Origin of the sequence: Tabrizicola sp. M-4, assembly GCF_051132405.1 — a bacterium.
Taxonomy (GTDB): domain Bacteria; phylum Pseudomonadota; class Alphaproteobacteria; order Rhodobacterales; family Rhodobacteraceae; genus Paragemmobacter.
Genome location: NZ_CP128606.1, coordinates 1,420,460 through 1,434,361, shown reverse-complemented (window position 1 = coordinate 1,434,361; position 13,902 = coordinate 1,420,460). Strand labels below are relative to the sequence as shown.

Here is a 13,902-nt window from a genome sequence, read left to right as displayed (position 1 = left end):
CATGGCCACAAATCTTGTTTCCGCAGGTTCACACCTGACCATCCCCGCGCCGGAACTCGTTTCCAGCGGTGGAGTCGTCATCGCTGGTAGCATCGCCGGGGTTGCCCTTGGCAGCGCCGCAGCCGGGGAACCCGTTGACGTTGCCGTCACGGGGGTTTGGGAACTGCCCAAGGTCGGGGCGCAGAACCTCACCCTTGGGGAACCCGTCTATTGGGATTCGTCTGCCGATCTGGTGACCGAAACCGCATCCGGCAACACCCGACTCGGAACCGTGGCGCAGGCTGCCGGGGCCGGGGTGGCGACGGTCCTTGTGCGGCTGGTCTCGATCTGAAACTATGCCTTGCGATACCAACAAGAAGGGACCTTGTTGGTATCGCAAAACCCCGACGAACCCGGAAAAATGCAACGGTTTTGTTGGTATTTTTGTTGGTATCCGCTGCTTTTCATATTGGAATCAATGCGCTGCGGAATCCTCCGGCCCTACTCGATCTCCCTCCGCCTGCGGCGGCTTGTCCTTGCCGCAGCGCTTCTCAGCCGCCCTTGGCTCGGGCCACCCGGGCCCTTGCGCCCCGTCATGCCGCCGCGATCGACAGTCTTTCGACGATCCAGTCGAGGAAGACCCGTGTCGCGGGCGACGGTTCCCGCCCCAGCGGCGTGATCAGGTTATAGCGCTCCTCCGGGACCACGCTGTCCTGCCCCAACCGCACAAGGCGCCCCTCGCGCAGGATATCCTCCAGCAGCACATCCCAGCCCATCGTCACCCCCTCGCCGTTCAGCGCGGCCTGAACCGTGTCGGAATAGTGGTTGAACCGCAGCCTGCTCATGTCCGACGCCCGACCCAGCGCCGGCCCGAGGCGCAGCGCCTTGGCCCATTGCCGCCACGGCATCCAAGCGGGGTTCACTATGTCCGAGGCAATCAGCGGCAGATGGGGCAGATCGGCCTCTTCCGCCCTGATCCCCAGCCGGTCCAGCAGAAGGGGGCTTGCCACCGGAAAGGCGCGTTCGGCCTTTTCGGCATGGCTGACTGCATCCTCGAAGGGTGGCTTGCCATAGCGGATTGCCACGTCCAGCCGCGCCTGCCGCAGGTCCATCGGCGTATCATCCGCGACCAATCGAAGGCGGACGTGCGGAAAACGTGCCCGGAAATCGGGCAGTCTTGGCATAAGCCAGAACTGGTTGAAGGCCAATGTCACGCCGATCGCCACGGTATCGGGCACTTCGGGCTGGCGCAGGGTCTCGATCATTTCGGACATGCGGAAGAAGGCACCGCCCACCGCCTGTGCCAGCGCCACGCCCGCAGGCGTCAGCACCACCCGCCGATGCGCCCGCACGAACAGCGGCTTGTTCAATTCCTGTTCCAGCGCCTTGATTTGCTGGCTGACCGCCGCCTGCGTCACCCCAAGTTCCGCAGCCGCCAGCGTGAAACTGCCCAGCCGCGCCGCGCTTTCGAAGGTGGACAGCAGATTGAGCGTCGGCAGGCTGCGGCGGAGGGGGATCATCTTCGGTCGCTTTCGATGATTTCACCGCCGATGAATTAGCACCACTAATGGTTTTGTCGAGAATTAATGCCGTTGAAGCAAAGCAGTCCCGCAGGCAGCTTCACGCCGATCCCCCGCGCAGGCGGGGCACAGGCAGCATGCAGGGACCAACGACAATGACCGCCCAAGGCGACCTCCTCTCCCTCCTTTCCGCGCAACGTTCGGGCATGTCGCTGGCGCGCCCCTTCTACACCGACCCCGCCCTGTTCGAGGCCGATCTGGACCTGATCTGGCACCGCGAATGGATCTTCGCCGCCTCGGTCGCGGAACTGGCCAAGGCGGGGACCTATGTCACACTGCAACTGGGCAAATATCCCGTCGTGATCGTGCGCGGGGCGGATGGCGAGATCCGCGCCTTCCACAATGTCTGCCGCCACCGTGGCCAGCGCCTCTGCCCCAAGGCAACCGGCAGCACCGTCAAGCTCGTCTGCCCCTACCACCAGTGGACCTATGAAACCGATGGCCGCCTGCTCTGGGCGCGCGACATGGGGCCGGACTTCGATGCCTCAAAACACGGGCTGAAGCGGCTGCATTGCGCGCAGGCGGCGGGAATGATCTTCGTCTGCCTTGCGGAAGAAGCCCCCGACTTCGCCGCCGTGAAGGCCGCAGCCGACCGCTATGCCGCGCCGCATCGCATGGACGACCTGAAGGTCGCCTTCCAGTCGCGCATCGTGGAAAACGGCAACTGGAAGCTGGTGCTGGAAAACAACCGCGAATGCTATCACTGCGCCGGCTCGCACCCGTCGCTCTGCCGCACCTTCAACGACGATCCCGACCTCGTGGGGGCCGATGACAGCCTCTCCTCCCCCGCTGGTGCCGCCCATGTGAACCGCTGCGAAGAGGCGGGCCTTCCGTCGCGCTACATCATCGACGCCAACGAACAGTGGCGGCTGGTCCGTATCCCCTTCGTCGGCGATGCCGTCAGCTACACGATGGATGGCAAGGCCGCCGCGCCGCTGATCCCCGGCATGCCCTTCGCAAATGCCGGATCGCTGCTGTTCTTCCACTACCCGAACACATGGAACCACTTCCTCTCCGACCATGTGCTGAACTTCCGCGTCCTGCCCATCAGCCCGACCGAAACCGAAGTCACCACCACATGGCTCGTCCACAAGGACGCCGTCGAAGGCCGCGACTACGACCTCACCCGCCTGACCGAGGTGTGGGAGGCCACCAATGACGAAGACCGCCGCGTGGTCGAGGAAAACCAGTTCGGCATCAACTCGCCCGCCTATGAACCCGGTCCCTATTCGGTGAAACAGGAAAGCGGCGTGATCCAGTTCGTCGACTGGTATGTGCGCAGCATGACCCGCAGCCTCGCCCCGCAGGGGCAGGCGCTGGCGGCGGAGTAAGTCACATGGGCAAGCCGCGCCAGAACTGGACCGCCGCCCCGTGGGACGACCGTGAGGAGCTGGAGGTCGCAATGGTCATCCCCGAAACCGCGGATACCGCGACCATCGCCTTCCGCGCGCCTTCGGGCGCTTGGTTCGACTACCAGCCGGGCCAGTTCCTGACGCTGGACCTGCCCGTCCCGGGCGGGCCGCTGTCGCGGACCTATACGATCTCGTCCTCTCCCTCGCGCCCGCTGTCCATTTCGATCACGGTCAAGGCGCAGCCGGGGTCGATCGGCACGCGCTGGATGCTCGACCACCTCAAACCCGGCATGCGGATCAAGGCGCACGGGCCTGCTGGTCAGTTCACCTTCCTGCGCCATCCGGCGAAGAAATACCTCTTCATCTCGGCAGGATCGGGCATCACCCCCATGATGTCGATGACGATGTGGGCATGGGATTCCGGCGAGATGCCCGACATCGCCTTCGTCCACGCCGCCCGCAAACCCGCCGATATCATCTTCAAGCGCCGCCTCGAACAATTCGCCGCCCGCGTCCCCGGCCTGCAACTGCGCTTCACCGTCGAAGAGGTCGATCCGTTCGAGGTCTGGTCCGGCTTCCGTGGCCGCCTATCGCAGATCATGCTCGGCCTCATGGCCCCCGACTACCTCGACCGCGAGGTGTTCTGCTGCGGTCCCGAACCCTTCATGCGCTCGGTGCGGGAAATGCTGGCCTCCCTCGGCTATGACATGGCCCGCTACCACGAGGAAAGCTTCGCCGCCCCTGTGCTGGAGGAAATCCCCGTCGAAACCGCCGCCCCCGCCGCCGCGTCGGAGATCGTCTTTGAAGGATCGGGCAAGACGGTGGCCTGCGACGGCACCGAAACCGTCCTCGCCGTGGCAAAGCGCGCGGGGCTCAACATCCCCTCAAGCTGCAACTTCGGCCTCTGTGGCACCTGCAAAGTGCAAAAGACCGGTGGAGAGGTGGTCATGGTCCACAATGGCGGCATCTCGGATGACGAAATCGCCGCGGGCCTGATCCTCGCCTGCTGCGCGCGCCCGCAGGGAAGCGTCGGCATCGCCCTTTGACAGGCGGTTGCGGAGATGCCGCCCCGCAAGGGGCGGCACCCTGCCCTAAAGATCCTTCACCAGCCGCAGCGCGTCATAGATCGCCGCATGGGTGTTCCGCGCCGCCACCGCATCGCCGATGCGGAAGACGCGGAAGCGTCCACCGGGATTGCGGAGAATCCCCTGCGCCCCGCCCGTGGACAGCGCCTCGTAATCCACCTCGCCAAGGTTCCGCGACTGGGGCTTCAGGTCGAAATAGAGATCGTCCAGCGGCCGCGTGCCCTGATTGACGATCACCTGATCGACCAGACGTTCCCGCGTGACATCGCCGTAATCGCTGCCCAGCACCGCCCGCAACTGGTTCCCCTCGCGCGCCACGGACATCAGCCGCCATGTCACGGTAAAGGTCGTGTTCCGCTTCTGCAGGTTGCGCATATAGGGAACGAGGTTCATCGCCATGACTTCGGGCGAGAAACTGCGGTCGGGCGTCACGATCTCTACCGCCGCACCGGTCGCGGAAATCAGGTCCGCCGCCTGCAAGGCCGCATGATCCCCCGCATCATCGAAGATCAGGACGTTCGAGCCGGGCTTCACATCGCCCGACAGGATATCCCATGCAGAATGGACAAGGTCGTTCCCGGCCTTCAGCACCTCGACATGCGGCAGGCCGCCGGTCGCGATGATCACCTCGTCGGGGTCGGTCGCCAGAACGGCATCGGCATCGGCAAAGGTGTTGAAATGGAACTTCACCCCCTTCTTCTCGCATTGCGCCATGCGCCACGCGATGATGGAGGTCATCTCGCGCCGCCGCTCGTCCTGCGCGGTCAGGCGGATCTGGCCGCCCGGCTGGTCGGCGGCCTCAAAAACCGTCACCTCATGCCCGCGCTCTGCGGCAACACGCGCCGCCTCCACCCCCGCAGGCCCTGCGCCGACGATGGTGATGCGCCGTTTCGCGGCGGCTGCGGGGATCAGGTGGGGCATCGTCTCCTCGCGCCCCGTGGCGGGGTTGTGCAGGCAGAAGGCCAGCCCGCCCTGATAGATGCGGTCAAGGCAATAGTTCGCGCCAACGCAGGGGCGGATGTCGTCTTCGCGCTTTTCGATGATCTTGCGCACGATATGGGGGTCGGCCATATGCGCGCGGGTCATGCCGACCATGTCCAGCTTGCCCGAAGCGATGGCATGGCGCGCGGTGGCCACGTCCGGGATTTTGGCCGCGTGGAAAGTGGGGAAGCCCGTCGCCGCGCGGATTTCGCCCGCGAAATCGAGGTGGGGGGCGTTCTTCATCCCCTGCACGGGGATCACATCCGTCAGCGCGGCATCGGTTTCGATATGGCCGCGGATCACGTTCAGGTAATCCACCAGCCCGCTGTTCTTCAGCCGGTGCGAAAGCTCCATCCCTTCGGCCTTGGTGAAACCGCCTTCCACCATCTCGTCGCCGGTGTAACGCAGGCCAAGGATGAAATCGTCCCCCACCCGGGCGCGGATCGCCCGCAGGACGTCGAAACCAAAGCGCAGGCGGTTGTCCAGATCACCGCCATAGGGCGCGTCCAGCGTGTTGGTCAGGGGCGACCAGAACTGGTCGATCAGGTGGCCATAGGCTTCAAGCTCCACCCCGTCCACGCCTGCGGCCTTCATCCGCTCCGCCGCATCGGCGTAATCCTCGATGATCCGCGCGATGTCCCAGTCTTCCATCTTCTTCGGAAACGCCCGGTGCGACGGCTCGCGCTCATGGCTGGGCGACACCACGGGCAACCAGTCGCCCTTGTCCCAGCGCGTCCGGCGGCCAAGGTGGGTCAACTGGATCATCACCGCCGCGCCGTGGTCGTGGCATTCGTCCACCATCTGCTTCATCCAGCCGACGACCTCATCCTTCCAGGCAAGGATGTTGTTGAACACCGGCGGGCTGTCCCGCGCGACAGAGGCGGAGCCCGCCGTCATCGTCAGCGCCACGCCCGCCTTGGCACGCTCCACGTGATAGGCCCGATAGCGCCCCTTGGGCATCCCGTCCTCGGGGTATGCCGGTTCGTGGCTTGTGATCATGATGCGGTTGCGCAGGGTCAGGTGCTTCAACTTGTAGGGCTGCAGCAGCGGATCGTTGGACATCGGGGCCTCCTGTCGTTTCCGCGACTGTGGCGCATAATGTTCACTTGTGTCAAGTTAATCGCCACCCAAGAACATTTCCTTGCGCGCCGCCCCCCTTGCCCCTAGGGTCGGGCACATGGATCAGGCGGAAAAGACCGAAACCGGATGGCGCGGATCGCGCGAGGGCTGGCTGGAGGCCGCCTATGCCGCGCTGGCCACCGAAGGCGTGGACGCGGTGAAGATCATGCCGCTGGCCGAACGTCTGAAACTGTCGCGCACCAGCTTCTACTGGTTCTTCAAGGACCGCGAGGCGCTGCTTCAGGCCCTGGCCGAGATGTGGGAGGCCCGCACCACTACCCCCCTCGTCGCCGCCACCACCGACTATGCCGAAACGGAAACCGAGGCGATGCTCAACGTTATCGGCTGTTTCCTGCGGGCCGAGACTTTCGATGCCCGGATGGAATTCGCTATGCGCGGCTGGGGGCTGAAGGATGCGGCGATCCTTGCCCGCATCGCCGATGCAGATACCCGCCGCCTGCAGGCACTCACCGCCATGCTGGGACGCTGGGGTCACAGCGCGCTGGATGCGGATGTGCGCGCGCGCACCATCTACCTCGTCCAGATCGGCTATATCTCCATGCAGGCCGAAGAGACGCTGGAAACCCGCCTGACCCGCATCCCGAACTATGTGGAAATCTATACGGGCCGCCCGCCGATGCCGAACGAACTCGCCCGCTTCCGGGCGCGCTTCGCCCGCTGACGGATAGCCGGCCACGCCCTGCGCCGCCGCACCGGCAGCAATCCGCCACAGCACCCGGAACCGCGACATTGTCACTGGACGCCCCGCCCCGGCAAAGCCGATGCCGGGCGAATCATTTTTGCGGAAATGATAATCCACGGTTGTGCACCCCGCATCGCGCTCCCATTTCGCGCGAAAGACCGCGACGCGCGCACCGCAGGACCACTCCCGCGACGCAGGCCGCGCTGGCATTTTGCCGCAATCCGTGACAGCCCCGGAAACAGTCGCTGAATCAACGGCATGTCCGTTTCCGGAAGCACCCGAAATTGGGGCCTTTTTATGGCCGAAAGACGGTTTTTCCCAAACTTTCGTTTAGACGACCCCAACAGTTAGGGTAGATTAACAACGGGGGAACTAGGGGGGAGGCCGGCCCTGCCGGTCAGATGCTGCCAATTGGGAGATCCATGCTGAATCTCGTTCTGATCGACGACCATCCGATCGTGCTCGCCGGTCTGGTGGACATTCTGAGGTCACAGAAGAACTACAACATCGTGGCCACGGGAACCACGGCGGATGCTGCCCTCCGCCTTGTCCGGGACCATGACTGCGACATCCTCGTGGCCGACCTGAACCTGCCGGGAAACATGATCGAGGCGATCCGCCAGATCCGCGCGGAACGCCCCTCGGTGCGCGTCCTCGTCTTCACCGCCAGCGCAAGCGTCGAGACCTGCATGCAGCTTCTTGCTGCCGGGGCGACGGGCTATGTGCTGAAGGGAAGCTCGGGCGGCGACCTGTTCTACGCGCTGGAAGAGGTGGCGGCGGGGAAGGAATACGTCTCCTCCTCCATGGCCACCAAGGTGATCCGCGAGATGCGGATGGCCGAGCAGCGCAAGGCGGAACGCGCCTCGGTCGCGCTGAATTCGCGCGAGGATCAGGTGGTCCGCGAATTGCTGAACGGGGCGTCGAACAAGGAAATCGCCAACAAGCTGAACCTGTCCGACAAGACGGTGAAGCATTACATGACGCAGATCATGCAGAAGTTCAACGCGCGCAACCGCGTCGAGGTGGTGCTGGAAGTGCAGCGCCTGAACGGCACGCCGCTGCGCCACTGAACGGGTTGCTGATGCGAAAGGGGCGCGGTTCCACCACCGCGCCCCTTTCGCATTGCCGAAGCACGGGGTCCACAGGGGCCCCCAAGGGCCTCGCCGCCATCACGCCTCGACGCCTAGCCCCGCCTGACCCGCGGCCCTGCCTTGCCCCTCGACCGCAAGCCCAAACGCGCGCTTCATCTGCTGATCCCGCATCTGCCTCTTGTCCAGCAGCAGGACGACCTCGGTGCCGCGTCCGGGGCGCGAATTGATCGTCAGGTCGGCCCCCACGCTGCGCGCCCGGTTGCGCATGCCCGCAAGTCCGAGCGACACATGCCCCACCGACCGCCCCGGCTCCTCGCCCATCTTCGAGGCCGTGCAGGTGCCCGGTCCCTTGTCGGACACGACGATCCGCACCAGCCCATCGGCATCGCTGGCCGTGACCGCAACGCCCTTCCCCTCGGCATGGTTGCGGGCATTGTGCAACGCCTCGCTCACGATGCGATAGACCGCCACGCGCAACTCGTCATCCGGATCGAGGTTGATCGGCGGGATGTCCACCGCCACCTCCGTCCCGCATTCGGTGCGGAAGTTCTGCACCGCAAGCTGCAGCGTCTCTTCCAGATCAAGTTCCTCCAGCGCGGGCATCACGAGGCCGGTGGAAATCTGGCGCAGCTCGGCAAGGGCGGCATCCAGCAACTCGCTCGCCTTGCGGGCAAGGGGTTGATCGGCCTCGGCATGGATCAACTGGCTGCGATAGAGGGCGGCGATGCTCAGCAACTGGATCGGCCCGTCATGCAGATCGGCCCCGATCCGGTTCAGCACCGCCTCGGAAATCTGCGCGGCCTGCCTGCGCAACTCCTCGGATTCCCGGAACAGTTGCCGGTTCGCCTCGGCCAGCGCATCTGACCGGCGCAGGCTTTCGGAAATCGCCACCTCCTGCGCGCTGATCCGCCTCTGGGCAAAGGCCACCAGCACCGCCAGCCCCACGATCCAGATGGCCAGCGAGGCAAGCCGCACCGCATCGGTGTCTTCCAGCATCCGCGAGATGCGCGCCATCAGAAGTTCCACGCTGCAATAGATCTCGCCCACGGCGATGACCTGCCCCTCGCGGTTCACCAGCGGGATGTAGACCTCATAGACGACCGAACCCAAATTGCCGTCCCACAGGTTTTCCGGCGTCGAGTCATCGGCCCGCTCGATCACCGTCTCGCCATGCACGGCGCGGATGGCTGCGGCTTCCAGCACGCCGTCGGGGTCGATCGGCCCGCGCGAATTGTAGACCAGCGCCCCGTCCAGCGCCCAGATCTTGACCTGATCGATATAGTCCGGGTCGATCTGCGTCGTCACCGCCTCATGCACACGATGCTGCATCGCAACGGGCATGTAGCCCCGGATCGGCTCCTCCCCCAGCACCGACAGAAGGACCCCGCGCGCAAGCGCCTGCTCGATTTCCAGCGATCCCTCGATCATGCGGCCGGCGATGATGTGGTTCTGCAATCGCCCGGTGGCGAAGGCCAACACCGCGAACAGCACCGCCGCCAGCAGCAGGAATTGCCCGGTCAGCCCGATGGTGCGGAAAAAGCGCCCGATCTGCGTCATCTCGGCGATGCCCCGCAGCAGCCGGACAGCACGGCACAGGCCAGCCGAACGATCATCGATCCCTCCCAGTCCCGGCCCAGTGGTGCCGGCCCCATATCCGCGCTTCATGGCAGAATTTTCATTATTATGAACATGAACCCGCCCTCCGGAAAAGACCCTGCCGCATGCCTTGGCCGCGGGCCTGCTATTCTTCGCGCATCGCGCGCTGCATCTGGTCCATCACCGGTTGCACGATGTAGGAAATCGCCACCCGTTCCGCGGTCGGCACGAAGACCTCGACCGGCATCCCCGGCACCAGCCCCCGCTCGCCCAGCGCGGACATGTCGCCCACGGGGCGCGCGCGCGCCGTGTAATAGGCCATGCCCGTGGCCGGATCGGTGACGGCGGCGGCGGCGATGGTTTCCACCACCGCGTCGATTTCCGGCGTCACCCGCATGTTGAAGGCCGAAAAGCGCAGACGCGCCGCCTGCCCCGGTTCGATCGCGTCGATATCTGTCGTGGCGATGCGGAATTCTATCACCATGTCCTCCGCCGAGGGCACGATGCTCACCAGCGTCTTGCCCGGCGCGATCACCTCGCCCAGCGTGGCCACGTTCACCTCGTTCACCACACCCGCGACGGGCGCGCGCAATTCCATCCGCCCGCGCTTCTCGCGGCTGGTGGCAAGCTGCTGGCGCAGATCGGTGATCTGCGGCTCCAGCGTGCGCAATTCGCGATGCGCATCCGCCTGCGCCTTGGCCAGCAGGCGGTCACGCTCCAGCGCGATCTCGGTCTGCCGCGTCTCGTTGCGCGACAGGTTGGCATCGATCTGCCCCATCTCGCCGCGCATACGCGTCATGTCGCGCAGGATCTCGTCCAGCCGCGTCTTCTCCACCGCCCCGCCCTTCAGCAGCGTCTCGAACCGCCCATGCTGCGCCTCCACCAGCGCCAGTTCCTCCACCAGCGCGGCACGGCGCATGGTCATGCCCTCGCTGTCGAATTGCAGTTGCTCGGCCTGCAGCGCCAGCGCCTGCAACTGCGCCTCGCGCGCCAGCCGCGCCTCCTCCATCAGACGCCGCTCGCCTTCCACGATGCGCCGGAACGCCGCGTCACCCGCCCCGGCAGGATCGGCCATCTCCGTGCCGTCCCGTTCCGCCGCCAGCCGCGCCGCCCGCGCCTCGGCCTCCATCAGTTGCGACTCCAGCATCGCGATGCGGGCGTCGATCTCGAACGTGTCCAGCCGCAGCACGGGCTGCCCCGCCTCCACGCGTTCACCCCGTGCGACAAGGATCGCGGCCAGAGTGCCACCCTCCAGATGCTGCACGCTCTGCACGTCCGACCGCACCAGCACCGACCCCGACCCGATCACGACCGAGTCAAGCCGCGCCGTCGCCGCCCAGAACCCGATCCCCCCGAACAGCAGCGCCGAAAGCGCCGCCGCCGCAAGAAACCGCCCGCGCAGCGAGAAGAGCGCGCGGTCGCCGGCGCGGTTCGGCTCGAATGGGCTGGTCATCGTCATGTATCTCACTCCAGATCACTTCGGGGCCACGCCGCGCGCGGCATCCCGTCACGCAGTCTTCAGATCAATCCGTCCGTCGCATGGCTCGCCTGCGGCCCGCTGCCCGCCCCGTCCGTATCCGTGTCGTCCAGCCGGGCCGCCGCCATGGCCTCGCCCCGGTCCGATGCCTGCGAGGGGAAATGCCGGTCCAGAAACGCCTCCCGCGTCTCGTCATTCGACAAGAGCTGATATGTGCGATCCTCGCGCGCCATGAAGGCCGCTTCCGGGTCGGGACGGTTGTCAGGCCCGCGCAGGCGCTGCAATTCATGCGCGCTGATCCAGTCGCCGATGGCAAGCTGGCCGATGTCGCGCACGGTCGCGGCGTGGAAGGGTCGCGCCACCTCGGCCAGTTGCGCAAACAGCGCCTCGAAGCCGATGCCCGCGAACTCCGCGCCGGGGGCCGGGGTTCCCGCGCCACCCTCACCGGAGGCGCCGCCCGTCCCGCCACCCTCGGCCACCGGACCCGACGACCCGGCAGACCCGCCGCCCGCCGCCCCGCCAGCGCGCGTCATTCCGCCCATGGGTCCCATGCCGGAAACCTGCACCGCCGGTGCATCGCCCCCCACACCGCCACCCGCCTGCGGAGGCAGGTCCAGCGTCGGCTCCTCCATCTCGAAAAAGCGCGACAGGTCCAGCATGCCGGGGCCACGCCCGATCCGGCCAAGGTCCTGCACCGCCTCGGCCTCTTCGGCCACGGGCGCCGCCGCCTCCTCCATCGCCGTGGCGGCTTCGACCGGGGCAGGCGCCGCCGCATCCCGCAGGACCGTGGTCACGATCCCCTGATCGTCAGCCTCCGGCATCTCGGCGGGTGCCGCCTCGGGCGGCGTCGCCGCGCTGCCGAAAGCCGATTTGACCCATGCCGCCATCCCCACCATCAGCGCGGCCAAGAGCGCCGCCACCGGGGCCTCGCGCCGTTCCGCCAGTGCCAGCAGGGCGCGCCCCTTGGGACGGTTCGCCTCTGCGGATTTCCGATGTCTGGTCTGGATTTCCATCGCCGCCTCCCCTCAGCCCGCCGCCTGCACGGGGGCCATGTCCTCCAGCGAAACCTGATCGCCGCCCGCCACCGTCACCGGCGCGGCTACCTTGCCGTCACGATTGCCCAGCACCTCTTCCTTGGTGCCAAAGGCCGCCAGACGCCCGGCATGGATCGCCGCCACCATGTCCACCGCCGCCAGAACGCTGGGCCGATGCGCCACCACCACCGCGATGCCGCCACGTGCCCGGATCGCCTTGATCGTATCGTTCAGCGCCCGTTCCCCGGCGGCATCCAGCGAGGCATTGGGTTCATCCAGCAGCACAACGAACGGGTCCTGATACAGCGCGCGGGCAAGCCCGATCCGCTGCCGCTGCCCCGCCGAAAGCGCCGTGCCCAGCGCGCCCACCTCGGTGTCGTAGCCATCGGGAAGCTGGCTGATCATCTTGTGGACATTCGCCGCAGTCGCCGCCTTGAAGATGCCGTCGCTGTCGCGGTTGGGATCGAAGCGGCTGATATTGTCGCGCACCGTCCCGGCCAGCAGCGCCACCTCCTGCGGCAGATAGCCGATGATTTCGCCCAGCCGCGCCGGGTCCCATTGCGCAAGGTCCACGTCGTCATAGCGCACGGTTCCGCGCAGCACCGGCCAGACCCCGGCCAGCGCCCGGATCAGCGTTGACTTGCCCCCGCCCGACGGCCCGATGATGGCCAGCGCCTGCCCCGCCTGCAATTCGAACGAGACTTCCGACAGCAGCACGCGGCCATTGGCGGGCGAGGCGACAGTCAGATTCTCCACCCGCAGCGACTGGCGCGGCGCGGGCAGCGAGACGGGCTTGCGCTCTGCCGCCAAGGCCACCAGCGTGTCGCGCAACTGGCCCCAGGCCTGCCGCGCCTGCGCGATGCCCTTCCAGTTGGCGATGATCTGGTCGATGGGTGCCAGCGCCCGCCCCGAGGCGACCGAGACCGCGATGATGGCCCCCGCCGACAGCTCGCCCTTGATCGTCAGATAGGCCCCAAGGCCCAGCAGCCCCGATTGCAGCAGCATCCGCAGCACCCGCGACATCGCGGCCATCGTCCCGGTGATGTCGGATGCCTTGGTGTTCAGCGCCAGATGTTCGTGATTGGCCTCGGCAAAGCGTTCCACCGCGCGGCCCGTGACCCCCATCGCGATCAGCACCTCGGAATTGCGCGTGTTGCTCTCCGAAATGGTGTTGCGCAGCACCAGCGCCCGCTGCGCCGCTTTTGCAAGGTCGCGCGACTTCACCTCGGCCAGCACCGTCAGCAGCGCCAGCACGACCAGCCCGCCCAGCGTCACCGCGCCAAGGATCGGATGCAGGAAATAGACGAAGATCAGGAAGATCGGCACGAAGGGCAGATCGAAGATTGCACCCGGCGCCTGCGACCCAAGGAAGTTGCGCAGCGTGTCCACGCTCCGGCTGCGTTCCAGCGCCTCGGCGGGGGAAAAGCCATAGCGTGGCATGTCGATGGCAACGCGATGCGACAGGGGCGCAAGGCGGCGGTCCAGCCGCGCCCCGATCCGCACCAGAACCTGACTGCGGATCGTGTCGAACCCGCCCTGCACCAGATAAAGCGCCAGCGCGAGGACCGACAGGAACACCAGCGTCTGGACCGAGCCGGAGGTCAGCGCCCGGTCATAGACCTGCAGCATGTAGAAGGACCCGGTCAGCGCCAGCACGCTGATGATGCCGGAAATCGCGAAGAGCGCCCAGCCGAACCGCCGCAGATCGGCATTCAAAAGCTCGCGCGCCTTCCGCAGGGCCAGGGGATCGGGGGATGATGTCTGCTGTGCCATGATCGCCTCTGCCAGCTATGCGTTCCGTCCGGTCATCCGGTTCGAGGACAAGGCTACCCGCCGCGCCCCCTGCCCGTCACGGAACAGGGTCCCGCAAACCATAGGACCAAGGTCCAACGAGGTCTGACGGGG

Annotated in this window: 11 protein-coding genes; 5 read left to right on the top strand and 6 right to left on the bottom strand. The window is 66.3% G+C overall.

Going from position 1 to position 13,902, the window contains the following annotated elements; all coding sequences use genetic code 11:
* Nucleotide 1: 1 nt before the first annotated feature.
* Nucleotides 2-331, top strand: a complete 330-nt coding sequence (locus TabM4_RS06890; protein WP_434620319.1) for a DUF2190 family protein — start codon at nt 2-4, stop codon at nt 329-331.
* Nucleotides 332-572: 241 nt separating this feature from the next.
* Here TabM4_RS06890 and TabM4_RS06885 read toward each other — a convergent pair whose 3' ends face one another.
* On the bottom strand, nt 573-1,499 hold the full coding sequence (locus TabM4_RS06885; protein WP_434620316.1) for a LysR substrate-binding domain-containing protein: 927 nt from the start codon (nt 1,497-1,499) through the stop codon (nt 573-575).
* Between the two features lie 155 nt (nt 1,500-1,654).
* Between TabM4_RS06885 and TabM4_RS06880 the strand changes: the two genes are divergently transcribed.
* Together TabM4_RS06880 and TabM4_RS06875 are read left to right on the top strand one after the other, a co-directional pair.
* Nucleotides 1,655-2,890, top strand: coding sequence for an aromatic ring-hydroxylating oxygenase subunit alpha (locus TabM4_RS06880; protein ID WP_434620313.1), 1,236 nt, complete (start codon nt 1,655-1,657; stop codon nt 2,888-2,890).
* Between the two features lie 5 nt (nt 2,891-2,895).
* A complete protein-coding gene (locus tag TabM4_RS06875; RefSeq protein ID WP_434620310.1) occupies nt 2,896-3,957 on the top strand; it encodes a 2Fe-2S iron-sulfur cluster-binding protein in 1,062 nt (353 codons plus the stop codon).
* Between the two features lie 45 nt (nt 3,958-4,002).
* Here TabM4_RS06875 and hpbA read toward each other — a convergent pair whose 3' ends face one another.
* Nucleotides 4,003-6,039 (bottom strand): N-methyl-L-proline N-demethylase HpbA, encoded by a 2,037-nt coding sequence (hpbA, locus tag TabM4_RS06870; protein WP_434620307.1) that lies wholly within the window; start codon nt 6,037-6,039, stop codon nt 4,003-4,005.
* A gap of 115 nt (nt 6,040-6,154) precedes the next feature.
* Between hpbA and TabM4_RS06865 the strand changes: the two genes are divergently transcribed.
* Together TabM4_RS06865 and TabM4_RS06860 are read left to right on the top strand one after the other, a co-directional pair.
* A complete protein-coding gene (locus tag TabM4_RS06865) occupies nt 6,155-6,778 on the top strand; it encodes a TetR/AcrR family transcriptional regulator (protein ID WP_434620304.1) in 624 nt (207 codons plus the stop codon).
* Nucleotides 6,779-7,221: 443 nt separating this feature from the next.
* Nucleotides 7,222-7,869 carry a response regulator gene (locus TabM4_RS06860; RefSeq protein WP_434620301.1) on the top strand — a complete coding sequence of 216 codons (648 nt, stop codon included), beginning with the start codon at nt 7,222-7,224 and terminating at the stop codon, nt 7,867-7,869.
* 99 nt (nt 7,870-7,968) lie between these two features.
* Here the strand turns inward: TabM4_RS06860 and TabM4_RS06855 are convergent, their stop codons facing one another.
* The 4 genes from TabM4_RS06855 to TabM4_RS06840 all read right to left on the bottom strand — a co-directional run bounded on the left by TabM4_RS06855 (nt 7,969) and on the right by TabM4_RS06840 (nt 13,770).
* Nucleotides 7,969-9,555: a sensor histidine kinase gene (locus TabM4_RS06855; RefSeq protein WP_434620299.1), complete on the bottom strand. Its 1,587-nt coding sequence runs from the start codon at nt 9,553-9,555 to the stop codon at nt 7,969-7,971.
* A gap of 76 nt (nt 9,556-9,631) precedes the next feature.
* Entirely contained in the window at nt 9,632-10,945 is a 1,314-nt protein-coding gene (locus TabM4_RS06850; protein WP_434620296.1) for an HlyD family type I secretion periplasmic adaptor subunit, read from the bottom strand.
* 59 nt (nt 10,946-11,004) lie between these two features.
* Nucleotides 11,005-11,976, bottom strand: coding sequence for a hypothetical protein (locus TabM4_RS06845; protein ID WP_434620293.1), 972 nt, complete (start codon nt 11,974-11,976; stop codon nt 11,005-11,007).
* A gap of 12 nt (nt 11,977-11,988) precedes the next feature.
* On the bottom strand, nt 11,989-13,770 hold the full coding sequence (locus TabM4_RS06840) for a type I secretion system permease/ATPase (protein WP_434620290.1): 1,782 nt from the start codon (nt 13,768-13,770) through the stop codon (nt 11,989-11,991).
* Nucleotides 13,771-13,902 lie beyond the last annotated feature (132 nt).